The following is a 24661-nucleotide window of genomic DNA, read 5'->3' as shown; positions in this document are numbered from 1 at the left end:
CCGTTTCCACGCGTCTGTGAGATCTCCCATGGTAAGACGATAAACCTTCGCTCCATATACCCGCACTATTTACAGCGCTGCGTCCGTGTAATCTTAGGACTTCGCTTTGTCATGCAAGCTCATCCACACAGCGTCTGCCTCATAATGTTCGTGTTCCTCGGGCCGGAACTTTGCCGCCAGCTTCCTTCAGATTCCACCTCGCGATGGACACCCTTGCTCTTGGCTAATGGTTGGCGATTACATACCCCCATAACGGACTTACACCGTCAAGTTTATCGCCATGCATGGCGCACATGAAAAAGCCCGCAGTCGTTAAGGCTGCGGGCTACATATTTCAATAATAGGACTACTCCTTACCTTTTTGTAACACTTTTCGGCAGGCCGTGCTTCTTAAAGAAGCGGTCAGCCTCTTCCAATTTCTTTAAAAAAAACGGCTCCTTACTATAGTCCCGCATGTGCTTAACTATAGTGATACCATTGGAGAGGTTATTATCATTTTTCTTATTGGTTACTCGGGCCATAATACGTCTTTTTTGTACTAATCAAATTTACGGCTTTTGTTTATTATAGACAAGGAATCCATTATAGTTAGTATTTGGCTTAAACGGCTCCCAATCATTATTGATAAAGCCCTCTACTATATATAACTTGGATAGTTCAGGCCAGTGTCTGTTTATCCCGCCTTGGTAAAGTCGCGTTCTGGCTGCCGTACTTCCACGAGCACGTACGAAAGCTCCAGGATAATGTGTCAAAAATTCTGTGACGGTAAAGGCTACAGTGGCAACCACCTTGTCGCGATCATTATTGTTGCTTCTTGCTAAATCATTGATTTTTTTGGCTCATTTCATCCCAATCACCGAAGGCAATGTTGTAAATTCAAGTTGGTAATCCTGGAAATACACCACCTTCTTGACGGTACCCTGTGGGCCTTCGCTTAAAAATTCAAAACTGCGAAACTGATCTGTCGCAGTGACCGGATATCTTTCAAGGTTCATGCGGCAGTATTTATTTTATGGATGAAATATTGGGTTGAACAGTATCGACCACCTTTTTAAATGGCATCAACTTTTGGGCGAATTCCCTTTTTGCCTCTTTCTCAAAGCTATCCAGATAGTTTTGCGTCGTTTTCATATCGGTATGGCCCAGCGCTTCCTGTATATACTCGGTGCTGGCCCCGGATCTTTTCATGATCGTAGAGAAGGTATGTCTGGCCACATAAGTAGTGACCTTCTTCTCAATACCAAGGCTAAGCCTGATCTTCAGCATCCAGTCGTTTATCGACCTCACAAACAATTCACTCAACTCGTACCTCCGCATTGGCGTTAAGCCAGGAGAAAGGACTGGGAAAATGTAGTTTGTGGGTGATTTGTCTGGATTTCCCCAACGATCTATGACTTGTTTGAGGTCGTCGGAAAGATAGACGGTGATCTGTCTTGGGTCAGATCGATTGGTCTTGCTGGTCTTGGCTCTTTCAAAAACCAGGTAATCCCCTGAATATCCCGGTATTTTAGCAGGACAATATCCTGGGCATTGATGCCATTTGCCAGGTAGGAGAAAAACCAGAAATCCTTAGCCCAATGTTCCTGCTTGCATTTGGGAACGTAGTTATACAGGGATTCTACATCCCTTATCGTAAGGGACTTTTAATATTTCTGCTTGTGGGAGGCTGATACCGACGACGTCCGAAGGGGTAGCATTTCTCCTTCCTGATAATACCTTTTTCTATTGCTTCGTTAAAAAGTGTACGCAGTTGTCGTACATTGATCCCCACAGTAGTTTTGGAGTAGTCCTTTTCAAGCATCCATTTTTCGTACTGTACGAGGTAGGATACGGTTACATCCGTGAATCGCATATTACCCCTGAAGCGGGCGAAAGAATAATAAGAGGTTTGGTAGGATACAGCCGTCCTGATCCTATGCTCCTGCAGGAGTTGGTCGATATAGACCAATGTGGCCGATAATATCGTATTGGGTGCTGGCTCTTTTTCTTTAAATATGGGAAACCTGTGCTCGTACAGCGTGCGATCAAAGAGGTATTCAGCGGGCAAAATGGATTTCTGAATGGTTTTGCGTTGAAGAAAAAAGGGATGATTTAGGATGTAATCTTTTTGAAATTCTTCGAAAGTAAACGGGTCGAGCTTTTTGGCGACCTGACCGGCCTCGTACTCGATGTCTTTTAGTTTTCCCCTTATTTCGAGTAACTTGCCGCCTCCACGCGGGTTGGCCAATTTCTTATAATCTTCCTCAGAAAGATCAAAGATTGTCTGGTACTCCTGGGGCTTTCGATCATAGGTTACTCGGACCTTGATCGGGTAGGTACCTGTTCTTTGCTTAATGCGCCTAGTGTCCAAAAAGACATTTACTGTGACTAACATAGACCGAAAATTTTGCAGGTTAATGATTCCCTGCCTCAGAAATTTTCAAACAATTTTCAAACAAACGCCTGCCAAACCGGCATAAATTGCGTTCAAGTAAAATTATCGAAATCTATGTATTTGTCTGAAATATAAACAGTTAAGATAAAATCAGTAAGCCCTAGTTAGCCCAAATTAAGCCAAAATGGCGGCTGTTAATCAGAGGGTCGCTGGTTCAAGTCCAGCAGGGGAGCTTGGTAATCAATCATTTAAGAGGTCGCGCAAGCGGCCTTTTTCGTTTTTTGCCAACAATTTGCCAACGCAGGGTTGGTGGAGGATGTAAAAAGCTGAATACGTACTAAAGTTAAGTATTTAATACGATTGATTAGGATAGGAATGGAGTATTAGTAGCTTCCTGTTAAATTTGTAGTACCATTTTAACGTATTATAGAACCAGAGTAAATTGTAGGCATGAATGAAAATCTAATATACTTGGATAATAATGCCACTACTAAAATTGATCCTCGCGTTTTAGAGGCCATGATGCCCTTTCTCACTAACGAATATGGAAATGCTGCCAGTAATCACAACTTTGGTGTTTCTATCAATCGAAAAGTCAAGGAGGCCAGGGCTAGTATCGCCGAGCTAATTGGATGTGATGATAATGAAGTGGTATTTACTTCTGGTGCGACTGAGGCAATCAATTTGGCAATTAAAGGAGTCGCTGAAAGCTATAGCGAGAAAGGGAAGCACATTGTAACAGTTTCTTCTGAGCACCCAGCGGTACTAGATACTTGTAAACATTTGGAGAAAAAAAGGCTATGAAGTAAGCTATTTGCCTGTTGGGAATGATGGAATATTGGATCTCAATGTAGTAAAGCAAAGTATAAGGCAAGATACTATTCTGGTAAGTGTAATGTTAGTAAACAATGAAACCGGTGTAATTCAATCTATAAAAGACATAGCCAAAATGGTTCATGATAAAGGCGCACTATTTATGACAGATGCAACTCAGGCTATAGGCAAAATATCTGTACAAGTAGATGAAATGGGAATTGATCTGATGAGTTTTTCAGGACATAAATTTTATGGGCCTAAGGGAATAGGTGTCTTATATGTAAGAAGTAAGCGACCCAACAAGGTGAAGTTAACACCTATTTTACACGGTGGTGGACATGAAAACGGTTTTAGAAGTGGGACCTCGAACGTACCAGGGATAATAGGGATCGGGAAAGCTGCTGAATTTGCCAATAAGGAAATGAAGATGAATATTGAAAATGTGAGGCAACTACGCGACTACCTCGAATGCAAGCTAATGAAGATTGGTAATACTTTTATAAATGGAAATAAGCAAAAACGCATTTATAATGTAAGCAATATTTGTTTTAAAGGGGTCGATGCTGACGCAATGATTATTGATCTGCAACGAATAATAGTTTCTAATGGATCTGCCTGTTCTTCTACCCGGGTAGAACCTTCACATGTATTAATGGCCATGGGGTTAAGCCCAACTGACTGCTATTCATCTCTTCGACTAAGTTTGGGGAAGTTTAATACGCAACCCGAAATAGATATCACAGTAGAATCAATTAAAGAAATCGCTTTAAGCTTGAGGCTGATGAATACATGACTTGATTTATATTTATTTATTCCTGCGGGACAGGTAAATTGTTTTGTATCATTTGTCTAATTTTACCAAAACCAGATTCAGAATTGAAACCAGAAAACGGGCCTCCATTTCGCCAGTCATCAATTTTCACTTTGCTTTCAAACATTATTTTCTGTATTTCTTGAAAAGCATTATCATTAATTCCCGATTGCTTTACTTTATCACCAATGATCGGGTTAATTGATTTTATTCCTATTCCCTTTTGTATGTAATAATCCTTATCGTAAAATACTTTAACAACTTCACCTTCATCGTTTTTGACTATATCTCCTTTAAATGCCCTCTCCCATTTAATCTTTACTATTTGATTCCAAACTTTGTATAAGAAATCGCCCACTTCCTTTGCTCCATTATTACAATATTCAATTAAATCATCTCCATCTAGTAATACCCCATTCTTTGTGTATAACTGCTCACTAATGTATTTGTCAATAACACTGCTAATAGATTCACAGAAGATGCTAACCCCAATAATACCTAGTGTAACTTCCGAGTGTATATCAAATTTTATTGCGTTTAGCCAAACATTATCTTCTCCCGCACTTTTTAAATAGTAAGCAGTTTTAATAGCGATATGTCTGTTGATCTCATTTTCTCGAATTCGCTTTTCCTTTATCTGATAGTCATGCTTAGCTAGCTCAGCTAAATCAGTGTTTATTCGCTTGCCTTTTGAATTGATATCTGTAAATACATCTAATTCTATCGAACGTTCATTTGCTTTAGATATAAGAATAATAATATTCAGTAAAAACTTGAAAGGTCAGCTTTTTCCTTAACAGCTTCCTTTAAACCATATATGCGATGTTGACCATCAACAATTCTAAAATTCTTTTTGAAGTTTCAATATTAATGTAATCTCGCCCGTCTTGGTCTGTTTCTACTAGTGGTTGAATAGTATTTTCGTCTACACCCAATATGATAGACGTTGGCAATCTAAAATTTTGGTCATAGAGAGCATCCCTTTTTATTTTATTGTAGTGAATCTTGTTTGGCTTTCTTTGGTAACCATCAGGATCAATGCCATATATTAACACATGACTGATTGCGTCCACCACTTCAAAAGGTAGAACTAAACTAATATATGATAAGCCATTTTGTCGATAACGTATAATTGGATATTTCTTGTTACTCATCTATTTTCATTTTTCTGACGATTTCTAAAATTTCGGATGAAATAATATATATCTTTCTATCAAGATTGTTTCGACTGTCTTTTACCAGATCTCTTACTTTGAATAAACCATCTTCTATCTTTTTTGTTTCTAACACAGGCTTTAAATATTCTTCAATGCTTCCATTAAACATACTTATTTGAAAACAAGATTTCAATTCTTCTAAATTTGATTTAATATCATCCTCTTCAGTAGACATCGAACCCAATCTATTTGTCACCTCTTTTATTTGTTGGTGCTTAAATGTTGAAAGGAAGAGTTCGGGAGATGTAGAGTATGTTAATAGATTTTTTAGGTATATTAAAAAAGCTTCGGGAGGATCTTTTAATGCTTTCGAAATAAATTCTGAAAATAATGAGAGGAACTCATTAAGATACTCCTCATAATTTGCTTGTAATATTTCAGTTTTCCCAATTAGTTTTTCCAATTTAGATAAAGGGTTTCTATTAGTAATAAATCGAAATTAGAGTTTCTAATTTTAATATATGAGTTGGTAAAAGTTGATGCGCCCGCCCATTCTAAATGATTATATCCTATACTATCCAGTCTTACTTCTCCTACTCCGAGTTTATCTCTAAAATATTTTAGATAGTGTGCAATTTCTTTCAATCTGTATGGAGTTTCGAACTTTTCTTTAAGAAGTACCGAAATTTCATGCTCTAGTTCTTCCTGAAATTTCAAGTGTTCCGCATTTTCAATATAATTTGACCCCGACTCTCTTAAATCATACAGTAAATACTCAATTCTATCAAGAAGCTCACCAACATTATTCATGGTAACCTGTACTGTGTCTTTAATAGGAGAGATACTATAATCCTTATAAAATAAAGTATGATCCAGCTCACCCCAGGCTTCATCTATTTTACTTTTTATTTGTAATTCGAAACCAAAAATTCCTTGAAATATGCCTTTAATTCTATAAATATCCAACCCATTTTTCATTTTTTGGGGTTGGCCTTTCAAGTCTTTAAATTTAATTTGCTTCTCCTGAAAGAAATCCCCGCTATTTTCAAGCAATTCATATACGTTTACGCAATCTTTCTTTAATTCAGTAACAATTCTCAATCCAATAATATCATCTAAGTTTTGAATATCCGTTATTATTTCCCCTTTTTTTAGGTTAAGGTTCTCCTCATTTTGAATCAAATCATATTTATTAGTGAGGGTCAAGCCGATGTTTTTTCGTATTAATTTCTCATAAAAATTATCGGTAGCTTTAATTCGACTTTTTACATGGTAGTATTTTGCTGCATATACAGAGTTGTTCTTTTGTAAAGCATACTCTTGCCCTTTATTATCCAACAACGCAATAAATATTCCCTCTAGTTTCGCCCTTGGCTCTTTAAGACTATCATATATAGTATCATTGTAAATTATAGATAATGCTTTATACCTTGAAATATTTTCACTAATAATATCTGACATCTCTTTAGGCATTTTTGATATTTTACTGTTATCAAAAGGATTAATCCTTTTAAAAGAAAGGTTAAACATTTTCGCAAGAACATATTCCACCGTTTTTCTAAAATTTATTAGGTCATCATCCGTTATAGTAACTGTGGCTCTTTTATGTACCAATTCACATCTGAGCTTGTAGTAGTATTCTATTTTCTTCCAGTGTTTTATGGTGAGGGGAATTGTGTTTTTTACTTCATTATGAACATCCGTACGATTTTTCATAATATTTTCTAATCGTGCGGCACTATAACTTATTCCCGAATCATTAACTAAATACTCTTTAAAAGCAATTTCAAGCATGCTATCTAAAGTCAATAGACTTATTCGGTTTTTTGATTGAGTTTTAACTTGCATATTTCGTCAACAGCAATTACTGTTTCATATAAACCGATTACCCAAGGCTTGTCATGAGCAATTGCCCGGTTATTAACTTTGATAACGTCGGCATATTTTTTTGCTCGGTCTTGGAATTGGTGGAAGATACAATCGTGATTGGGATGAAATGTTTGCGACAACCTCAGATTTTATTTCTCCTTTCTCATATTGAAATATATTTTCCTCCCACCCCCCGCTGTACTCCATTTTTTTGACAATACAGAGTAGTGCGTAAGAACCCGGTCAATATGCTCCTGAATTTCCTTAAAGGTTGGATGTTTGGGGTTTATTTCTGATTTACTACTATTCCAAGGCATAAGTTGCGCAGGGCCACTTATTTTGATTATAACTCTAGCCAAAGAGACAGAAGGATGTGGGTTGCCAATCTTCAAAGGTCTATAGCCAACTTCTGCTCCTTTATATGCTCTAGTAATTAAGCGGTCATTACAATAAAAGTAGGCACCATACTCTCCACCAGATGGTTCTCCGGACTTCGTCAGCCCACCTAATATTTCGAGCTTTATCATGCCACTGGAATCAAAAGAAATATCTCCAGTAAAGCTCTTAGGTTCGAAATTTGGAGGGAAAGACCATTTATCAAAAGTAATAGGCTCAATACGAGTACCATTAACTTTAAGTTCAAAGTTACCCTTATTTAGGAATAGCGCATAAGTCGCACCAAGATGAGTTCTCAATTCTTCTTCAAGCTCTACCTTTATTAGATCTCTCAGTTTGACTAATTCAATCTTTGTGCTATTTTCTTGAATGTCGTCCACAATATATACAGGAAGGTCCCATGTGTTATCGTCTTTTATCCAAGCATCGTTTATTTCAACTAAAAGTGTATTCTCTCTTTTATGGCGGGTGTAAATTTTTATATCTTCTGCTAACGCTACTACTGCTCGCTTTGATCCTACTCCAAAAATTCCAATAGTTGGGTCTTCAGCAATATTTCTGCTATGTCCTGGACTAACTATTAAATTGATTTCTGACTCTTTAACTCCACCACTATTGTCGGAAACTTGGATAAGTTGCCTTTGGTAGTCCAAGTCTACTAAAACAGTGAGTTTATTTCTTTTCCTATCGTACGTCCAGTTATCGATGGCGTTATCTATGAGTTCACATAATGCTGCTTTAAGGTGATAATCTGCTATGATGGAAAGATAAATTCTTTTCGATGGCAGAGCTTCAATATCTTTATGCAGTCTTTTCATAACTATTGAATAATCAATTCTATTAGATTATTCAATGGCCTTCCCGGAATATTAATCACTTCGTCTACTACGAAATGTATTCCGCCATTAGCATACCCTTGAACAACATCTAACACTTTTCTTTCATCGGTGAGAATGGAAAGGTTTAGCTCTTTCTGGTAAGCTAAGGCAGACATCACAGGAATATCTGTTTTTCATCGAAAACATCCGAGTTAAAGATATCTTTTGACGACTGCAATGGCTCATATGAATTGTTTTTAGCTCCCAAGCAGGCCGCCAGCATGAACAAATCCTTCATAGTCTGAAAAGGAAAATGGTCGGAGTTATCCGAGCCTCGTTTTACTAGCTTTTCATATATGTCGTGCTTATCTTTATCAATATATACCCTCAGATTCTTCATACAAGTTAGTTAATGGTTTGTATAGTAGTGTGCCGTACTTTTTTCATCAAAATTCATTTCATATAAGTGACTGGCGTATTTGGTTAGATTATTCCGGGTGGTATTGTTCCACTCCACATCTGGAATCAAGAATAAGATTGTTTGCTGTGCCAGTTCGGGGAGCCGTTTGAGATAGCCTCGTGAACCTTTGGGTCTAAACGACTAAACGGCATATCAATTACCAGAGGCGGGTGTTTCTTTGAAACCCTAGATATTGCTGTAATAAATGCAAGGCTCAGGCATTGCGATTGCCCCATTGATAATCGTTGTAAGGCGCGGTTGCCGTTAGAGTCCAACACTTCTAAGGAATAATCCTGACTAAGGGCTACTTTATAACCCGACGAAGAAAGCACGAATTTTTTAAATTCTTCAATAGTCAACTGCTCCACTGCCTGCCTGCTTTGTTCAGCGAATGAATCGTACAAGTCATTTAATTGGTCGGCCGCTTTCTTGGCTAATTCGCTCCGTAAATGTAGGGCTCCGGCCTCTTCCTGCTTTTTCCCCAACTCCTTCCGTTGTTCATCAAGGTCCTTTAGTTTTTTCTCGGATGTAGTTAATTGTTCTTGTTTGGTAGTAAATTCTGCCACGAGTTGTTTGTCTTCTTCATCACGCTTTTTGCGAAGGCCTACAAGTTTATTTACATCTTCAATGGGGAGCTCGCCCAATTGCTTGTCAATTTCCTGTCGTTGATAGATCAAGCTTCTTTCTTCCTTTTCCAGGTCAGCCATGGTATTATCATCTTCTTCCACATTTTTCTTCGCTTCTTTGATCAGGTCTTCTGCCTGCTTTAGCGAATGATATAGATCTATCAACTGATCCTCTTCATTGGATCGGCTTTTTTCTTGCTCCAGCCGCTTTTTCAATGTTTCATAAACCGGGTCTCCATCTTGTGCAAGAAAACATGTTCCGCAAATGCATTCTTCTAAATGGAACAGGTCATTAAAAAAGTTTCGCGGATATGTTTGGGTATTTCCCCTTTTTGCTCTTTTTCATGCAACAAATCCCGCAATTGCTTCAGACTGTTCATGGTAATGCCTAAAGAAGCTTTCGCTGCCTTCTCTCGCAAGCGATTCTTCACTTCTTTTGAAGTTGCTCATTCTGTTGAAGCTCTTTAGTGATATGATTCCTTTTTTTCTTGTAAGGCCCTTGTTTCTGGCAAATCTTTGAGCTTATCATCAATCAGCTCTAGCTGATCTTTAATAGCTTGCCTTTCTTTCTTAATATCGGTAATACGACTTTTAACAGTATTCTGATGTTTTAGCTCATCGTTATATTGCTCTTCCACTTGTACCAATTCGCCAATAGCAGATTTTGCCGCCCGTTTACCAAACTCTATGGCTGTATCAGTTAAATGTTCGGCCGCATTTCGGATAATTTCCAAATCCACTACCCGATAAATGGCGGCCTGCACTTCCTGGCTGTTACCGGGTTTAGCCAGGTTATGAATCCGGTCGCCATCGAAAAGGAAGTAGGATTTTACATTGTTGGGAAGAATTTCGTCCAAAAATGTACGTGTATATGGAATTTCTACATGATCACCTCCATGCTGGATTTCACGCAGATGTGTAGAGCGATCAACTAGCTCTGGTTTTATACTACCATCTTTATCTCTTGAAGGTTTTACCACAATGGTTTGAGTAATATAAAATTCGCTAGGTCCATTGCTTTTTCATTCTCACTTTCGTGCTCAAAATACAGGGTTACGGACATCTGGACACGCTCTCCTTTTTCACGGCTTCTTGCAATGCTGTTTCATTCACGTAATCCGAAATACCCCGTTCTTTATTGATTCTCACGTCTTTTTCATACTCTTCCCCATACAAAGCCCAGTTAATGGCATCAAACAATGAAGTTTTTCCATGACCGGTGCCTCCTATGAAGATTACCAAGGGCTTACCCTGATGTGTATCAAGATATATAGGATGCTGCTTACCGTAATATGAAGCGAAGTTTTCTATTTCAATTCTTTGAATCTTCATCGAGTGATCATTACTTGGTTTTACTTTCAATAGTACGGGCTACTCCATCAATAATGTCCCTGATTTTCTGTCGAGGGAAATTAATCCGTTCGGCTGAACGGTAGCTAATCTCCACTTTAAATACCCCGTTGAGAATTTCCTTAATATTGGGGTCTTTTACTTGGTTGAGCATTTCCTGCAAACGCCCGATGTTTTTATTTTTCATGGGTTTAATCTTTCGTTATATCAAGCAAATCCAGTTGATCAGCCATCGTAAAAAGTTCGTTCATGGAATCAAATTTGTTGGTGGCCATTTCTGAAAACTCCTGCACCCTTTTGTATTCTTTTACAAAGGCGCTTTTCACTGCATAGAATATGTTGCTTTTTCTTCCTTCTTCAATAAACTTTTTTGGGGGAATAGAAATCAGGTCATATATTAAGGCATGCTCCTTACTGGGATATTTACGAAGCACGCGCCCCTGCGCTGCACAAATTCTCTTGATTACTGGAGCTTGCCAGAAAAAAAGGCTACGCGTGTGGGAGGAACATCCACCCCTTCATCCAGGCATTTCATGGCAATAAGCGATTGGATTTTTTGTTGGGAAAACTCTTTTAATAATTTCTTCCGTTCAGCCCGGCTTTGCCTGGAGGTGAATTCGTGCACTTTAAGTCTCAGTTCTTTTCCAAGTAATTGTTTTACCTCGTCAAATATCTGATCACCTACATAAAATAGACTATACTCTAAGGGTAAGGTTTCTATATTTTGCCTTATCCAATTAAGCTTATTAATGGAATTGTTTTGAATACGAGCTCTTTTGATTGAAAGTTTTTCCAACCTGTCACGGCTTAATGCATCCGTTTTTCCAACTAAACATATAATCTGATTTGTCAACAGGCAATATTCTTCAAACTCTTCATTTGTTAACTCAACGGGTATGGCATGGTAATAATAAGGGGTAAGAAATACGCCAATAGCTTTTTCAATTGGGAAACTAAAAACCACGGAATCAAAATAATCAAACAAAGCTTTTGTTCCTTCTTCATCTCCATGCCGCTCAGGTGTGGCACTTAAGCCTAATCTATATTTGCAGTTTTGTGGTAATAATTTGCGAATTGTATAAGCCCCGGCATAATGTACCTCGTCTATAATCAATAGAGTTTCTTCCAAGCAGGGGGCAATAATACTCTGAAATGATTTAGAAGTAAAAGAGGCATTGGTAGTAATTAATATAACCCGGTCAATTTTTCCTCGGTTGAATAATTGTGCTTGTCGGGCAGTATCTTCTTCCCATAAAGCCTTTGATTCCCCTACTAATATGCTGTCCAACGAAAATTTTTCAGCCTCATCCTGCCATTGCTCTGCAAGGTGAATAAATGGGCAAGAAATTATTACAAATAAGCGTTCCCTTTCCCTTAACAACTCCCATATAGCTGATAGGGCAGTATATGTTTTTCCTGTGCCCGTAGCCATTTCAAAAATTCCACAGTAATCGTTTTCCTTCCAGTTTTTAATTGCTTCTTCCTGGTATTCACGTAAAGAAGGTAAATCTTCTGCTTGCTTAACCTTTAAGGTTACCGGCTGTAAGCGTATAGAAAGCTGCTCCACCTTTTAAGGTAGGATTTAGGTAGATCATAGCTATTTATTTCATCTCTAACCAATTCCAATTCCTCGTCAACCAATTCCTTGACATGTTCAACAGGGAAGCTTTCTTGAATGACGGTTTTTACCTTTTCTATCGGTATAATTTCTACTACATCTGAAAAGCCTGTCCACGTTTTATGAAATAAGTGCTCAAAATACTTTATACGACCCGTGCCAATATCATTGTTTTGCCAAGAAAAATCGCAGGAGATAGCTTCTACATTGTTAAACAAAGCATTGGCAGAGAAATTAACCGATCCCGTAAAGGCAACTGTCTCATTGGAAATATCTTTAAATAACCCAAATTTTTGGTGGACAATGCCCACTTTGTTTTTTTTTGGTACACTAGCTTTTATTTCCAATTTTTTAGTGGCTATTAGCCAGGAAAGGCATTTGAAAAAATGTTTATCCTTTTGGGAAAGCACATTTTTTAGTTCAACAATATTATTGATGATCGTTTGTTCAATTAGTTTGTGTGGAGCTGTTTCCAAACCTTCCTCAATAGCCTTTTATCTTCCTCTTGGAGCACATTATTGATAATTATACGCATTTTACCTCCTCGCTTGATAAAAAGGCAAAACCAATGGATAATGCTCGGAAGCCGCTAGAACTAAAATAGCCTAAGCCTAGATCCAGGGTATTACTGTTTATCAACGCATCAAGAAAAACTCAGAGGGTTCGTTTTCGCCGGTAGCATAGACAGGTTTAAAGTCGACTTCTCTTAACATAAGTTATAATTTTCTTAATCCATATGTCCCGTCTACCATACGGGTGAAATATTTGATGGAAGAACCAACTTTTAACTCAAGATTATCGCAATGTCTCCTGAGTTGGTTGCGTACTACGTGTTCGGGATTGGAAGATTTAAAAGCATACAGGTTAGATTGAACTATCTTTTCATGAATTTCTTTAATGTCAAGCATTTTGTTCTCGCGTTTTAGCACTTCAATAATAGCTTCAGTAATAGTTTTGGTAGGCATCAGGCTAAATGTTTAAGTCCTTTTTCAATTGCATTTATTAAAAATTCATCGCCGGTAAGGGTGCTCTTTTTTGCCACCTCCTGGTCAATTAATTCTAAACCATCATCAATATGCATTTTCACATAACGGGCAATATCTTTATCTGTTTTATATAAGTTATAATGAACACAAATCAACGCCACATAAAAGTCTGTATACTCTCCAAACAATACTTTAGTGCTATACTCTTTCCCTTGCGCATCTTGGATGGTTGTTAAATCCATTTTACGATCACGAGCCAGGGAATAAGCAAAAGCAATTCGAGCAATAACATTCTCTGCTCCTAGGTTAAGTCTCCGGGTGAGCTGTGTTACAACCTCTTTGTTGTATTTTGATGTTTTAATGCTGGTAAACATATTCGTAGATTTTGCGATAGTTGCTGAAAAGTTCTTCAGGCAACACCTCGGTAAATTTAGAATGATATTGGTCTACATGGATGATTAAGTAAGTACAGCCCACACGCGGCAAAAGCCATTTGTATTCCTCTTCATTCAACTCCTTTTCTAATAACGGAAATAAAATCACCTGCCCTGAAACGTTGGGATAAAAATCTATGATTATATTTCGCGCATGTTCCTTATCGAATTTTTGAAGCGGGCTATCAATAAAGACGGGAAAACGAATGTTGGATTCATCTACCAAAGCTTTCAATATAGCTGTAGCATAAAGCTGTTGTTCCCTTTGGATAAACTGTCTTTATTGATTACTCGGTTTTTCCGGTCATACAACTCAATATCAATCAAATCCCCATTGATAATTACTTCTACTTTGCCCACAAAGGTGGATTTGTGCATAAGGCGGTTGAGTTCACGCAGGATGTTTTTCTCCAGAGATGCCTTCTTTCTTATTTTAAGTGTTTGAATAAAGTCATCCAATTCAGCAATCAATCTTTCTGCCAGCTCATCTTTTGCTTTGTTAATCCCTTCAACATTTACTTTTTTAGTTAACTCTGAAACCTGGCTAGACAGATTAGTTGTTTCAGTGTGCAGACTTAGACGCTTGGCTTTTAGCTCAACTAAATCATGTTCCAGCGTTTTAATTTCTATATCCAACAGCGTTTTATCATTACGGATGGCTTTAATTACCGGATCGTTTTCTTTTGATTCAGCATCCTGCAACCTTCTTGAAACAATATTGTAAGCACTTTGCTGCTTTTTTAAATCAGCAATTAGCTGGCGAAAATTCTTACTATATGCATTTTGCAGATTCTCAAACACCGCAAGCAATTTGTTATGCTGATCCGTAGAGAAATTGAAAAGAGGCTTAAAGTTTTTACTCTGTCAGGAATGAGGGCGTTTTTTATAATGGCCAACAACTTTTCTTCTTTTTGGGCATTAAGTGCAAATTCTCTTCTGCTTTTTCTATGGCCTTTTTAATTACCGAGACTCGTTTGTTTAGAAAAGCATCTGACACGTCTTTTTTGCTGTTTTCTTCTTCGGCTTCCAATTGCTGAACAGCATCCCGTAATTTATTACCCGCAATAGCAAATGGAGCCAGCTCCATCATTTCTTTTAAGCGGTTCTTAATACGTGCTCCATCTTCGCTTAAATGCTCCCGCATTTGCTTGAAATCCTTTAACTCTTCAAGCGTAATGGCCGTACCTTCCCGTATCAATTGCTCCTGAAGTCTGTCGGAAGCAAGTTTCTTTAATACTAGTTCTTCTTCCTTCTCCTTAATCATCTCATCACTGTGGGATATTAATTTCTTATTTTGATCCAACTGCTTCCTGAGTTTGTCCAGCTTTTGCTTATCACCAGTCTCTGCTGTTTTTTTTTCTTAACCGCAAGCGCAGATTCTCCAGGTTGTCTTTTAAATCCAGATACTTTTTAATACCCAAAACTTCTGCATAGGCCAGGCTAAGATTTCTTTTTCCTCAATTGACCGTATTTCAGCAAGGGAAACGATTTTCTCCGCATCAAAAAAGAAAAACTTAGCAATCTCTTTAGGTAAAATGAAATCATTGATAAAGATTTCATGTCCAACTTCCTTGGTCAGCTCATTGGCCCGTCCATCAATGAGGATCTCTACCGTTTCTTCCTTTAAATAAACGTTGTATGTTCGAGTAATTTGTACATATTCGCACGGTATAGAGGGGATAAAGATTTTAGTAAGCCGTATAGAAACACTGAATGAATTAAGGTCAGTTATTTTTCGATTAATCTCATTTTTTTCAATGGCAGTGGCCTGTACTAACGATTTTAAAAGATGCTCCATATCTTCTTCGCTCTCCAACGCGGTGACACGATTCATGATTTTATCGCAGAATCTTTTATATCCGCCTGATTCGTATATTTCTTTACGATAGCGTTCATCTACATCAGCCATTAGCTTTCCGTACAAGCACCAAACAAGCGAGGTTAGCAAAGAAGTCTTTCCGTATCCATTGTTCCCAGAAACAACAGAAACATTCAGGTCGTGATTAACGGAAAGGTTAATTTCGTTGATACCTTTATATACTCGGAAATTATTCAATATCACTTTTTCTATAAACATTATGCGTGTTGATTTTTAAGATAATGCTCTAGGTGATTTTCTATATCGTTCTGTAACCCGTAATTATTCACCAGAATGAATTTCGATTTTTGCAATTCAAGTAACTCTGTAATTAATTTAAAATCGCCATTTTGTTTGCAGGATTCAATTAAAATGTCCTTTTCAAAAATGGCTTGATCGCTAAAGTCAGAACCCTTTAAATCTGTCTGATATACTTTATTGTAAATATCCGCTACGCTCAGGTTAAAAATGGAATCGCGATGCCAGGTTACTTGTATGGCTACCAATTCCTGATAGTTAATAAGCGTGGTTTCAGGTTCCTGTTCCAATATTTCTTTTTGGGCTCGTAATAACATCTCCAGCATATAAGCCCTCTTCTCTGGCTTATATGGACCAAGAATACCCTCTCCTTCCGTTCCGTCTCTTCTTCTTGCTTCACGCCATTCAGGATCGTTTCGGTGATTTACCAAAATGTCCCGGAACTCAATAAGCGGTTCCATCCATACTTCACCATTTGTAATTAGTGCCTCCATAGATTTATCTCGCTTTACCACGGTACAAACCCAGCAACCAAAACGACTATTACCACAAGATGGTGTAGTGTCATCAATTACGAGTGGACAATCACCTCCATTCGCATTCCTATATAGGGCATTTAATTGTTTATTGTCAGCTCCCCAGGGAGAAACTACTTGGTTTAAGTATTTCCATACTTCGGGTGTTTCTACATCTTTAATAGGAGCAAACACATTTGCGTTGGGGAGTACATGTTTTCTCAAACGCTCACCTGAGATATGACTTTTATTTTTTTCAATGCTCTTGGCTCTGGTAGAACTTTCGTCACTACGCGTACCTAGCAGAATAATAGCCTCTCCCACTTCGCTAATTTTGCGTTTAATAAAATCGGTTGTAGGATTAATTTTTAATCGCTCTGTACACCATCTGAAAGCATTGTTTGGGGCGGGGTAACCTTTACCAAGCAGATTTACCCAAAAGGTGTCTTCCAGCTTTGGAGTAGTTCTAACGACAAAGATCGGCATTGATTGCTCCATGGCCGCCCTTTCAATTTTATCAAGTACTTTATCTGTGTATTGAATAATTTTAGGGTTTTCTACAAGCGTATTGTTACATACAACATAAACCGGCCTTGTTCTAAGTAGTTCTGGTATCCCTTTCAAAGCATACCATGCTAATTGAAGCAGCATAGTAGAATCCTTTCCACCACTAAAACCGACAATCCATGGTATCTTGCCATCTTCAGCAAAATACTGATCTGCTATTTCTTCCTGTATCCACTTTACATCTAATGCCATATAGAATATTTTTATCTCGAAAGGTATTCTTAATCATTTATTTACAAACTTCATAAACGTTTGGGTACTATTTTCTAAAATAAGAATTAGTTCCTATATTTCCCTAATAACTTTGATTTAGGAATCTCAGTGTTAGAACGTACGAGTAAGAGGTAGCAACACGCTTGTTAATTTTGGAATCAACCTTTCCATTTCCCTGTCCGCTTTCCTTTTTCTGCAACAATAGCGAGTTCTTTCATAAGTATCTTCTTCTCATCTAACCCAATTTCCTTAGTAGAAATAAATAAATCTTTCAAATCACGATTTATAGTCAATGCAATTCTTAAGAATGTTGAAAGCGGCGGCTGAATAGTATTTGTAGCCCATTTTGAAACTGTTGCCGGCTCATAGCCTAGGGTTTTAGCAAGATCTTTATTAGACACACGTTCTTCCTTTAATACAGCAGCAAGCCTGTTGATAATTAATTGTTCTGATTTCTTTTTAGGCTTCATTAATTTACTCATCAGGTAAACAAATTGTTCTTGTAGCCCACAATTTAAAAACTTATAAATCATTGATTTTTAATTCGAATTGCTTCTGAAAGAAAATAAATTGTTATTGTATAACAATTATGTAATATTGTATAGCTATTCTCAAATTTTAATAAATAAAATTAATGGAGATATGACATAAGAGTTAATAAAAATATTAAAAGCGTATTTGCTTTGATTCTCGTGCTGAAAACTGCGACCTTTTCAACAATCCGAGAGTAAGGTAAATCGCTCACGTTTTCCTTTATATCTTTAAAGGCAAAGGCGTGGGCGTTCTTATTCGGGTTCGGGGTGTCGCAGCCCTTCAGCACGGTAAGGACTAACCCACGTCTTCCTTTTGCGTTGGGCAGCTTCGGTCCTTACCAAGCCTTTTCTATCACTTCTCAAGCTGCCGACGCCATGAGCTACTACATTACGGCTAATACTCCAGAGAATAATACATACTTCCTACTCTTCAAGAAAGGCGAAGAGTCAGGGCTCAACTATGTGTATGAGCACCTTTACAAGCCGGTGCTGTGTTATGCGAATCGCATTACAGGTGATGAATTCGCCAACCATACCATCGTCCAGGAAGCATTCCTCCGCGCCTGGCAGTTCCGGGAACGGATGACAAGTATGCTACATCTATTTCGCTTTATTCGTCTGTGTACCCGTTGGGGCTGCTACGACTACTTTCGGCAACCGGTAAATCGGTTTTACCGCCAACTTATCCACCCGGAATACCTGGAAGATTTTAAGGGAGCAGCTTATGATCCAGAGATCGAAAATGAACAAGCAGCTTTTTCCGCTATGGAGTTGGAACGCATCAATCTCGTAAAGATGCCATTCCCTATTTACCCGGCAACCAGCAAACGATCATGACGCTGTATTTCCGGTACGGACTTAGCCTCAAAGAAATTGCTAGCCGCTTCGCTGCACCCTATCAGCATATCAGCCAGGAAGTGCAGGAAAGCATCAGCTCCTTAAAGAATATGATCCTACGAATCAAAATGCAAGAACCAGACAGCCAGGTTGCTTCAGACAGTTCACCTCCTGCCCAATGGAAGCACCTATTAAGTGATCAGCAGATCAAAATCTCCCAGTTAAGACTGGAACAACAATACAGCTTTGACAGAATTGCCCAGGAATTGAATATTCCCATGTGGCAAGCCCTAAAAGAATACGTTTCAGCCCATGAAATCCTCAAAAGTGCCAAGCGATGAAAGAAAGGAAAGTGGCTCTTACACGGAAAATTCAACTGTTGATCCATACGGAAGATCCTGCGGTAAAGCGGCAAACACGGGAAACCTTCTGGAAATGGCAGCGCATGTGCCACCGGGCGGCCAATTATATCTATACACATCAGTTTATCCAGGAGCAGATAAAGGACCTGTTTTATTTCACGGATGAGGTGCGGGTAAGGCTGGCCAATATTCAAAAGATAAGGACGGCATTCTTACCACGTCACAACTCAACACCACTTATCAATTACTCAGCAGGCATTTCAAAGGAGAGATGCCCATGAGTATCCTGGGTTGCCTTAATAAAATACTGGTGTACAGCTTCAGCAAGGAACGGGACAGGTTATGGAAAGGAGAGCGATCATTACGGAGTTTCCGGCGGGATATTCCCATACCGATAGCCGCCCATGATCTGCGGCAGATAAAACTGGAAGGAGGAGGAAAGTTTTATACCTGCCAGGTCTTTGGCCATACCTTCCGCCTATATTTCGGGCGGAAAGGCGGTGACAAGCGTGCTATATGGGAAGCCGCCCTGCGGGAAGAGTATAAGCTGTGCACCAGTTCTATCCAAGTCAAGGAACATAAGATCTTCCTGCTGGCCACCTTTGAGGTTTCCAAAGAAGATCATGCCCTTCAACCGGAGATAGTGGCCGAAGCCACGCTGTCTATCGAAATCCCGATCCGGGTAAAGATCGGGCGGCGCAGTTATTCCATTGGCACGAAAGAAGATTTCCTGTACCGGCGGCTGGCTATCCAGCAAGCGCTGCACCGGTGCCAGCAGTCGGCAACTTATAACCGGTCAAAGAACGGCTTAACCCGGAAGCTGCAAAACCTGGAGAACTTCCGAGGAGCAGAAAAGCGTTATGTGAATTATAAGCTGCACGTATACAGCCATCGGCTGATCAACCTGTGCATCAAACACCGGGTGGCCACTTTACTGCTTACCGGGCAACAGCATAAGGAAACGGCAGCTAAGGAGGAAGAGTTTCTATTGCGGAACTGGAGTTATTATAGCCTGAAGGATAAAATTGCCTACAAAGCCAACAAAGCGGGGATTGCGCTGGTAGTGGAATAGTGGCGTAGGAAAAATATTATTGAGGGTGCTTGTACACCCGCAGCGTGAGGCCATGGTGCACTCACGGAGTATCATTGTAAACAAAGTTTACGAATGGTGCATACAATGCGTGGGTTCTCTTATTAATAGAGGAGCCTTTTAAAGAATTACTGTTTGGCCTTTTGGCGTAGCTGTCGGGCCTCTGTTTCTTTGCGGATTGCTTCATCCAGCATTTCCAGGCTGCGCTGTTTTTCTTTTTCGGCTGTAAGCACGCTGTCCCGGAAAAAGTCCGGCCGTGCTTGTTGCAAGCTGTCTGCATAATGAAGCAGGCGGCTCACCTGGCTATTATCGAGAAGTTGCAAGTAGCGGTATTTGGTATCATTGTCCCGGAAGTTGTCCAGCCGGGAGGCGGTGGTATACCAGCCGGTAATTACAAGGCACAATACCACAAAAGCCCGGCTGTTGCCCAGGCAATTTTAGGGAAATGATGGTAGTGCTTTTGCTCCTGTGGCCGCGAAAGGGTGGTTATGGTTTCCTGCAATGTTCCGCGCAGAAGTTGGCTTTCTTTTGCCTGTCCGGGCAATTGGACCAACAGCTTATTCATTATGCCGTCACTTTGGGTGAGCTGGTTGAGTGTCGCTTTCCAATCGGTCAACTGGTGAAGTGTTTCCTGCAAGGCGCCAATTTGGTCATCGTGCTGCTGAAGTTTTTTCGTATGGTCGTCGCTGATCTCTGTAATGGTAGTTAGAAGATTTTCATTCATGGTTCAACTTTTTAGCGGTTAAAAAATGGAACGCTTTGTTACCGTATCCTTTTACGCTTTTTCTTTTTCCGGGCTTCACGCAGCAATTCAGGAGAAATACCCTGGGGTACATATTCAGGTTTGAGTAATTCATCCAGGATACCAGCAGCCGAATGCAGTGCTTTATTGCCCAGTTCTTCGGCCAGTTGACCAGCGAGGTTGTTGGATTCCTGTGAAATCGTGCGCCCAGGTTGTTGGTGGTTGACAGTTGTGGATGCTTGGGTAAGTACCTGCCGCTGGCTTTGAGCCAGTGACTTCTCCAGGTTGCCTAAAGAGAATTTCCGGTCCACCTTACTGCCTTTGAAAACATCTTTGCCCAGTTGAAAACTGATGCCCTGGCGCTCCTGGGTTTGACCTTTGTACTTGTACAGCACCCCGATGCCGTATGTTTTCAGTCGGGCTTCCAATTCTTCCAGGTTCCGGCATTGGGGAGTGTTTCCATAATGGCCGTGTAGATTTTATACCGGTTCGCTTCCGACTGGTCGAGGGCTTCCAGGTGGGTAAGCGCCAGGTTTTTCTTTTCAGCTACAATGAGCCCGTGCTTTAAAGTTAGTTTCTGGGCAACCTTTTTTCCTCTTAACCCGATATAATTGTCTTTGATGCTCCGGGCTTCATTATTCACCATATTGGCAATGAGGTGAACATGAAGATGGGCCTTGTCCGTATGTTTGGTGATGGCAAACTGGGTATTGGTGATGCCGATTTCCTGCAGGTACTCTTTGGCGATTGCTATGATCCTGGTATCGTCCGGCTTTTCATGGGGATGAAAACTGAGTACCGCATGGAAGCAAGCCTGCTTTTTAGTGGGACGTTGTGCCGCCTGGGCGATAAAATCCTCCGCCATCAATTTGTAATTGTAGCCCCGTACCCCTTCGGTTGCCAACACATCTGCTCCCTGCTTATTACACATATACCGGCAGGCGTGGTAAAAACTATGTCCATCAAAAGCTTTACTTATCATTCCTCAATAGTTTTAAAAGTTCATCCACTTGCTCCCGTAGCGTTTCTATATGTGCAGCCGTTTTGAATATACCCGCCTGTTTGAACTCTTTCACCAACTGGTTCAGGTTATTGGCCATGCCTACCAGCTTACGGATAAAGTCTCTTTCTTCCGGGGTAAGCCGGGCTTTAATGAGTACGTTTTCTGCCGCCTGACGGAGGTAGGCGGAGAAGTTCAACCCGGCTTTTTCCGCTTTATGCCGCAGGATAAAGTACCCGCTCTTGTCGAACCGTACCCGGACAACCGTTTCTTTTTAGCGGTTGCTGCCGGTCGCCCTCCTGCTTTCTTCTTCGTTTTCATTACTGTCATAGCTTCCACATTTAGCTGTAACGCAGTTCGTTTTTTTCATGCGACCAACGGGAGCAGGGGGCAAGCGTTTTTGTCCTACAAAAACACCGCTTGCCTTAAACCGCAGGTTTAAAAGTGGCTGGTAAGCCACTGCATTTTTAGCAGCGGCAAAGCCGCTTTGTCTTTAAATATTAACGGTGACTTGCTGGTCACTATTTGCTGGTTTCCTGGTTAAATACCTTCGGGCTATCAATGCCATATTTGCGGAGGTTGGCTTTCAGGTTCATCCAAAGCTGGATGTTGAAGTCGGCCAGTTCCATCAGATCTTCCCGGTCCAGTTTGTAGGTATTCGTCACTTTACCGGGTTCATTCCCGCCTGTTAGGTCTTCGGTGAAGGAAAAATATTGGGCGCATAGCCTTCTCCGATCTCCAGGCTTTTGGAAATGGCAATACTGTTGCCGTATAATTTGAGGAGCTTCCCACTGCTGAGTGAAAGGGGTTTTCTTTTTAAGTCTGCCATTGTCTACCTTTTTGATTGTTTAAAAATGAATTGCTGCGGTTAGGTGGGGAGGAAGTCTGTAAGCTTACAGGCGGTTTCTTTTGTTCCCTTGCCTAATCTCAGGCGGAGACTGCTGGCTGTCCCGAAAGATTTTCCGGGCCTGGTGGAGTGAGGAATGTTCCTGCTCCACTACAAGAAAGTGTTTCACCAGCCAATCATTCAAATCTTTACTACCTGCATAAAGGGGCTACCGTCCTGGTATTGTGGGCCGTGCTTCAAAGCCTGTTGGGTGCAATGTGAACCGGCGGCGTCTGTATCCAGGTAGAGGGTAATGCCGGCATGTTGTTCCATGAGGGGTCTGCTCTTGTCAAAGAAGGCAAGGGAGTTTAAGACCAGGAAATTACCGGCAGGTAGGGGCCGGTATTGGTTCAGGGTAAGAAAGGACAGGAAATTGAAGAAGCCTTCAAATACAGCCAGCTCTTTGCAGCCCTGATCCAGAAAGGTGGAAGTCTTGGGAGCGCTGCTGCCCTTAAAATGAGCATTGCGCAATTCAAAACCACCCTGATCATTTTTAAAGCCGATGGCAAAGAAGCGCCTGCCGGATAACTCAAAAGTTACTTCCTGACAATAAGCGGTAGCGAGTGAAAGGGGATTTTACGGTCGGCCAGGTAACCAATGAGGGCAGGCGATACCAACGGACCCGCCGACAGGACAGCAATCTTTTTCTTTTCACCAGCCGGGGTAACCGATGGTTGACCGGCTGCCGAAGTGGATGGAACGGTTGACTGTATGGGACGGTGAAAAGAAAAATCCTGATCCAGCCGCCTTAAGAATTCCCGGAGATCACACCTGAAATAAGCCATCCCAAAATCAAGGATGGTCCCTCCCTGCCCGGTTCCGTGGTCATACCACAATCGCCTGGCCCGGTCCACTTTAAAGGAAGCCGTCTTTTCCTGCCGTAAAGGAGAGTGGTACCAGTAATCATGACCACGTACCTTTTCCGGGTTGAATCCCAGGGACGCAAGGTAATCCACCAGGTCGAGCTGTTTGGCTGCTATGATGGTTAGCCTATTCATGTCCGGGAAGTTTAGCCTGCGGTTTACGTTTCTGTTTGAGGTATTCCAGCACTTCGGAGCGCAGGAAGTACACCCGGCCACCTTGTTTGTGAAACGGCAATCCCTGTTTCATCCACTCATGGAGGGTAACCAGGGATATGCGGAAGATGCCGGCAATTTCTTTGCGACTGAGTAATGGCTCCTGCTGCGGATTGGTGGACGGCCCTTCTTTTACCGGGATATTTTCCAGGCATTCTTTCAGCGCCTCCCTGATCCACCGCCGGAAATCGTTCTCATTCGGAATAAATAAAGTGTCCATACAAATTCAGTGTTATGGACGCAAGATGGGTTAAGCAGGAAGGGAAGTCAATGATGGATTGGTCATGGATTTTTATCTGTTGAAAGACAGGGAGTTTGGGAAAGGTTCAGCAGCGTAAACCTGATTGATTAAGATAGGTAAAGGGGTTATGAGTAGAAGAATTCTTCCATTGCCTGGGTCAGTTTTTGAACTTTGGGATCGGTCTGCCTTAGTTTATCAATGCTTGCCTTGGCGTTTTTCTCGACCGTGTTGGGCTTTTTGTCGGCAAACTCCCGGAAATGAAGCCGGAGGATAATTGCCAAGTCTATATGGTTGAAGCCGTTTAATAACTGTTCAGTCCTATTGTTTGGATTCTGGAGGTTTTGTATCAGGTAAAAGACCTGTACCAGTTTATCCAGGTGATTCTGGTTGTTCAGACTGATCTTGGCAGCGGGAAGGAGAGCTGTTGAGTTTTCCAGCCGGTCTATGGCATCAGCAAATTTTTGCTCCAATTTACTGGCCAGGCTCTCCAATCGTTCCTGGGCCTCCTGGGGTTTACCCGCTGCTTTGCTGTCGATGACAAGCTGAAGATCCCGGGAAATGTCCTCCCTGGTGATTTTGGCCTGATCTTTAAGCGCCAGCTTTTTTCTACCACCCAATCGGCGGCAGATTCCAGTTTTATCCGGTGCTCTTTGCTATAGCTTTTCTTTAACCGTTCCGTTAGCTGCCTGTCCAGGAACAAGACAAAGGCGTTTTTTTCAGGGAATGTATCGAAATGGAAATCCAGGTATTTAAAAATATCATCAGCGG

38 protein-coding genes and 3 pseudogenes are annotated in these 24661 nt (G+C 40.5%); 5 read left to right on the top strand and 36 right to left on the bottom strand.

From position 1 onward, the window contains the following. Positions 1-548: 548 nt before the first annotated feature. From RS881_RS61455 to RS881_RS01145, 3 genes and pseudogenes are all read right to left on the bottom strand, one after another. Positions 549-995: pseudogene (locus tag RS881_RS61455) on the bottom strand (DUF6934 family protein). A gap of 10 nt (positions 996-1005) precedes the next feature. Then, positions 1006-1428, bottom strand: a complete 423-nt coding sequence (locus tag RS881_RS01150) for a tyrosine-type recombinase/integrase (RefSeq protein ID WP_315824987.1) — start codon at positions 1426-1428, stop codon at positions 1006-1008. Positions 1429-1627: 199 nt separating this feature from the next. Next, entirely contained in the window at positions 1628-2350 is a 723-nt protein-coding gene (locus RS881_RS01145; RefSeq protein WP_315819396.1) for a phage integrase SAM-like domain-containing protein, read from the bottom strand. Positions 2351-2824: 474 nt separating this feature from the next. Between RS881_RS01145 and RS881_RS01135 the strand changes: the two are divergent. Continuing rightward, a pseudogene (locus tag RS881_RS01135) lies at positions 2825-3983 on the top strand (cysteine desulfurase family protein). A 16-nt stretch (positions 3984-3999) separates the two neighbouring features. Here the strand turns inward: RS881_RS01135 and RS881_RS01130 are convergent. The 22 genes from RS881_RS01130 to RS881_RS01030 form a co-directional block, all read right to left on the bottom strand. Next, positions 4000-4359, bottom strand: a complete 360-nt coding sequence (locus tag RS881_RS01130) for a hypothetical protein (RefSeq protein ID WP_315819393.1) — start codon at positions 4357-4359, stop codon at positions 4000-4002. Positions 4360-4807: 448 nt separating this feature from the next. Further along, the gene (locus RS881_RS01125; protein ID WP_315819392.1) at positions 4808-5155 is read right to left on the bottom strand and encodes a ParB N-terminal domain-containing protein; all 348 of its coding nucleotides are present in this window, start codon (positions 5153-5155) and stop codon (positions 4808-4810) included. After that, positions 5148-5621 carry a hypothetical protein gene (locus RS881_RS01120; protein WP_315819391.1) on the bottom strand — a complete coding sequence of 158 codons (474 nt, stop codon included), beginning with the start codon at positions 5619-5621 and terminating at the stop codon, positions 5148-5150. The genes RS881_RS01125 and RS881_RS01120 overlap by 8 nt, the downstream gene beginning before the upstream one ends. Beyond that, positions 5609-6967, bottom strand: a complete 1359-nt coding sequence (locus tag RS881_RS01115; RefSeq protein WP_315819390.1) for a RelA/SpoT-related domain-containing protein — start codon at positions 6965-6967, stop codon at positions 5609-5611. The genes RS881_RS01120 and RS881_RS01115 overlap by 13 nt, the downstream gene beginning before the upstream one ends. Positions 6968-7176: 209 nt before the next feature. Next, positions 7177-8241: an ATP-binding protein gene (locus RS881_RS01110; protein WP_315819389.1), complete on the bottom strand. Its 1065-nt coding sequence runs from the start codon at positions 8239-8241 to the stop codon at positions 7177-7179. Between the two features lie 175 nt (positions 8242-8416). Further along, positions 8417-8641 carry a DNA phosphorothioation-associated 4-like protein gene (locus RS881_RS62515; protein ID WP_527250374.1) on the bottom strand — a complete coding sequence of 75 codons (225 nt, stop codon included), beginning with the start codon at positions 8639-8641 and terminating at the stop codon, positions 8417-8419. Positions 8642-8766: 125 nt separating this feature from the next. Then, a complete protein-coding gene (locus tag RS881_RS01105) occupies positions 8767-9543 on the bottom strand; it encodes a hypothetical protein (protein ID WP_315819388.1) in 777 nt (258 codons plus the stop codon). A 59-nt stretch (positions 9544-9602) separates the two neighbouring features. Further along, complete coding sequence (locus tag RS881_RS01100; protein ID WP_315819387.1) at positions 9603-9758, bottom strand: hypothetical protein; 156 nt, start codon at positions 9756-9758, stop codon at positions 9603-9605. A gap of 33 nt (positions 9759-9791) precedes the next feature. Then, complete coding sequence (locus RS881_RS01095; protein WP_315819386.1) at positions 9792-10307, bottom strand: hypothetical protein; 516 nt, start codon at positions 10305-10307, stop codon at positions 9792-9794. A gap of 73 nt (positions 10308-10380) precedes the next feature. Continuing rightward, positions 10381-10659: an AAA family ATPase gene (locus RS881_RS01090; RefSeq protein WP_315819385.1), complete on the bottom strand. Its 279-nt coding sequence runs from the start codon at positions 10657-10659 to the stop codon at positions 10381-10383. Between the two features lie 10 nt (positions 10660-10669). After that, entirely contained in the window at positions 10670-10864 is a 195-nt protein-coding gene (locus RS881_RS01085) for a hypothetical protein (RefSeq protein ID WP_315819384.1), read from the bottom strand. Between the two features lie 4 nt (positions 10865-10868). After that, positions 10869-11111, bottom strand: a complete 243-nt coding sequence (locus RS881_RS01080; protein WP_315819383.1) for a hypothetical protein — start codon at positions 11109-11111, stop codon at positions 10869-10871. Between the two features lie 29 nt (positions 11112-11140). After that, on the bottom strand, positions 11141-12244 hold the full coding sequence (locus tag RS881_RS01075; protein ID WP_315819382.1) for a DEAD/DEAH box helicase: 1104 nt from the start codon (positions 12242-12244) through the stop codon (positions 11141-11143). After that, the gene (locus RS881_RS01070) at positions 12211-12771 is read right to left on the bottom strand and encodes a phospholipase D-like domain-containing protein (RefSeq protein ID WP_315819381.1); all 561 of its coding nucleotides are present in this window, start codon (positions 12769-12771) and stop codon (positions 12211-12213) included. Before RS881_RS01070 ends, RS881_RS01075 begins: the two co-directional genes overlap by 34 nt. Before the next feature lie 240 nt (positions 12772-13011). After that, positions 13012-13260 (bottom strand): winged helix-turn-helix domain-containing protein, encoded by a 249-nt coding sequence (locus RS881_RS01065; protein WP_315819380.1) that lies wholly within the window; start codon positions 13258-13260, stop codon positions 13012-13014. After that, the gene (locus RS881_RS01060; RefSeq protein ID WP_315819379.1) at positions 13260-13655 is read right to left on the bottom strand and encodes a DndE family protein; all 396 of its coding nucleotides are present in this window, start codon (positions 13653-13655) and stop codon (positions 13260-13262) included. The genes RS881_RS01065 and RS881_RS01060 overlap by 1 nt, the downstream gene beginning before the upstream one ends. After that, entirely contained in the window at positions 13639-13950 is a 312-nt protein-coding gene (locus RS881_RS01055) for a hypothetical protein (RefSeq protein ID WP_315819378.1), read from the bottom strand. The genes RS881_RS01060 and RS881_RS01055 overlap by 17 nt, the downstream gene beginning before the upstream one ends. After that, entirely contained in the window at positions 13947-14516 is a 570-nt protein-coding gene (locus RS881_RS01050) for a hypothetical protein (protein WP_315819377.1), read from the bottom strand. The genes RS881_RS01055 and RS881_RS01050 overlap by 4 nt, the downstream gene beginning before the upstream one ends. Before the next feature lie 82 nt (positions 14517-14598). Beyond that, positions 14599-15018, bottom strand: coding sequence for a hypothetical protein (locus RS881_RS01045; RefSeq protein WP_315819376.1), 420 nt, complete (start codon positions 15016-15018; stop codon positions 14599-14601). 90 nt (positions 15019-15108) lie between these two features. Continuing rightward, the gene (locus RS881_RS01040) at positions 15109-15792 is read right to left on the bottom strand and encodes an AAA family ATPase (protein WP_315819375.1); all 684 of its coding nucleotides are present in this window, start codon (positions 15790-15792) and stop codon (positions 15109-15111) included. After that, complete coding sequence (dndC, locus tag RS881_RS01035) at positions 15792-17105, bottom strand: DNA phosphorothioation system sulfurtransferase DndC (RefSeq protein ID WP_315819374.1); 1314 nt, start codon at positions 17103-17105, stop codon at positions 15792-15794. The genes RS881_RS01040 and dndC overlap by 1 nt, the downstream gene beginning before the upstream one ends. 179 nt (positions 17106-17284) lie before the next feature. Beyond that, positions 17285-17659 carry a helix-turn-helix domain-containing protein gene (locus RS881_RS01030; RefSeq protein WP_315819373.1) on the bottom strand — a complete coding sequence of 125 codons (375 nt, stop codon included), beginning with the start codon at positions 17657-17659 and terminating at the stop codon, positions 17285-17287. Between the two features lie 375 nt (positions 17660-18034). Here RS881_RS01030 and RS881_RS01025 point away from each other — a divergent pair, with 375 nt between their 5' ends. The 4 genes from RS881_RS01025 to RS881_RS01010 are packed head-to-tail and all read left to right on the top strand — an operon-like array spanning position 18035 to position 19930. Next, positions 18035-18496 carry an RNA polymerase sigma factor gene (locus RS881_RS01025; RefSeq protein ID WP_315819372.1) on the top strand — a complete coding sequence of 154 codons (462 nt, stop codon included), beginning with the start codon at positions 18035-18037 and terminating at the stop codon, positions 18494-18496. Next, positions 18493-18837 carry a hypothetical protein gene (locus RS881_RS01020; RefSeq protein WP_315819371.1) on the top strand — a complete coding sequence of 115 codons (345 nt, stop codon included), beginning with the start codon at positions 18493-18495 and terminating at the stop codon, positions 18835-18837. Before RS881_RS01025 ends, RS881_RS01020 begins: the two co-directional genes overlap by 4 nt. After that, positions 18834-19139: a hypothetical protein gene (locus RS881_RS01015; protein WP_315819370.1), complete on the top strand. Its 306-nt coding sequence runs from the start codon at positions 18834-18836 to the stop codon at positions 19137-19139. Before RS881_RS01020 ends, RS881_RS01015 begins: the two co-directional genes overlap by 4 nt. After that, positions 19136-19930, top strand: coding sequence for a hypothetical protein (locus RS881_RS01010; protein WP_315819369.1), 795 nt, complete (start codon positions 19136-19138; stop codon positions 19928-19930). Before RS881_RS01015 ends, RS881_RS01010 begins: the two co-directional genes overlap by 4 nt. A gap of 146 nt (positions 19931-20076) precedes the next feature. Here RS881_RS01010 and RS881_RS01005 read toward each other — a convergent pair whose 3' ends face one another. The 11 genes and pseudogenes from RS881_RS01005 to RS881_RS00955 all read right to left on the bottom strand — a co-directional run bounded on the left by RS881_RS01005 (position 20077) and on the right by RS881_RS00955 (position 24510). Then, positions 20077-20358 (bottom strand): hypothetical protein, encoded by a 282-nt coding sequence (locus RS881_RS01005; protein ID WP_315819368.1) that lies wholly within the window; start codon positions 20356-20358, stop codon positions 20077-20079. Then, positions 20340-20672, bottom strand: coding sequence for a hypothetical protein (locus RS881_RS01000; protein ID WP_315819367.1), 333 nt, complete (start codon positions 20670-20672; stop codon positions 20340-20342). Before RS881_RS01000 ends, RS881_RS01005 begins: the two co-directional genes overlap by 19 nt. A gap of 38 nt (positions 20673-20710) precedes the next feature. Beyond that, complete coding sequence (locus tag RS881_RS00995; RefSeq protein ID WP_315819366.1) at positions 20711-21118, bottom strand: hypothetical protein; 408 nt, start codon at positions 21116-21118, stop codon at positions 20711-20713. After that, complete coding sequence (locus tag RS881_RS00990) at positions 21103-21672, bottom strand: relaxase/mobilization nuclease domain-containing protein (RefSeq protein ID WP_315819365.1); 570 nt, start codon at positions 21670-21672, stop codon at positions 21103-21105. Before RS881_RS00990 ends, RS881_RS00995 begins: the two co-directional genes overlap by 16 nt. Continuing rightward, positions 21662-21952, bottom strand: a pseudogene (locus tag RS881_RS00985) (plasmid mobilization protein); the annotation flags it as partial. The pseudogene RS881_RS00985 and the gene RS881_RS00990, both read right to left, overlap by 11 nt. 259 nt (positions 21953-22211) lie before the next feature. After that, complete coding sequence (locus tag RS881_RS00980; protein WP_315819363.1) at positions 22212-22355, bottom strand: hypothetical protein; 144 nt, start codon at positions 22353-22355, stop codon at positions 22212-22214. 23 nt (positions 22356-22378) lie between these two features. Next, complete coding sequence (locus tag RS881_RS00975; protein WP_315819362.1) at positions 22379-22519, bottom strand: hypothetical protein; 141 nt, start codon at positions 22517-22519, stop codon at positions 22379-22381. Between the two features lie 198 nt (positions 22520-22717). Continuing rightward, complete coding sequence (locus tag RS881_RS00970) at positions 22718-23047, bottom strand: toprim domain-containing protein (RefSeq protein WP_315819361.1); 330 nt, start codon at positions 23045-23047, stop codon at positions 22718-22720. Between the two features lie 65 nt (positions 23048-23112). Beyond that, positions 23113-23574: a CHC2 zinc finger domain-containing protein gene (locus tag RS881_RS00965; RefSeq protein WP_315819360.1), complete on the bottom strand. Its 462-nt coding sequence runs from the start codon at positions 23572-23574 to the stop codon at positions 23113-23115. Next, positions 23567-23872, bottom strand: coding sequence for a helix-turn-helix domain-containing protein (locus tag RS881_RS00960; RefSeq protein ID WP_315819359.1), 306 nt, complete (start codon positions 23870-23872; stop codon positions 23567-23569). Before RS881_RS00960 ends, RS881_RS00965 begins: the two co-directional genes overlap by 8 nt. 146 nt (positions 23873-24018) lie before the next feature. After that, positions 24019-24510 (bottom strand): hypothetical protein, encoded by a 492-nt coding sequence (locus tag RS881_RS00955; protein WP_315819358.1) that lies wholly within the window; start codon positions 24508-24510, stop codon positions 24019-24021. Positions 24511-24661 lie beyond the last annotated feature (151 nt).

Source organism: Paraflavitalea speifideaquila (genome assembly GCF_032395985.1).
GTDB lineage: Bacteria > Bacteroidota > Bacteroidia > Chitinophagales > Chitinophagaceae > Paraflavitalea > Paraflavitalea speifideaquila.
Note: the sequence above shows the minus strand (reverse complement) of the source record. Positions and strands in the feature narration are given on the sequence as shown.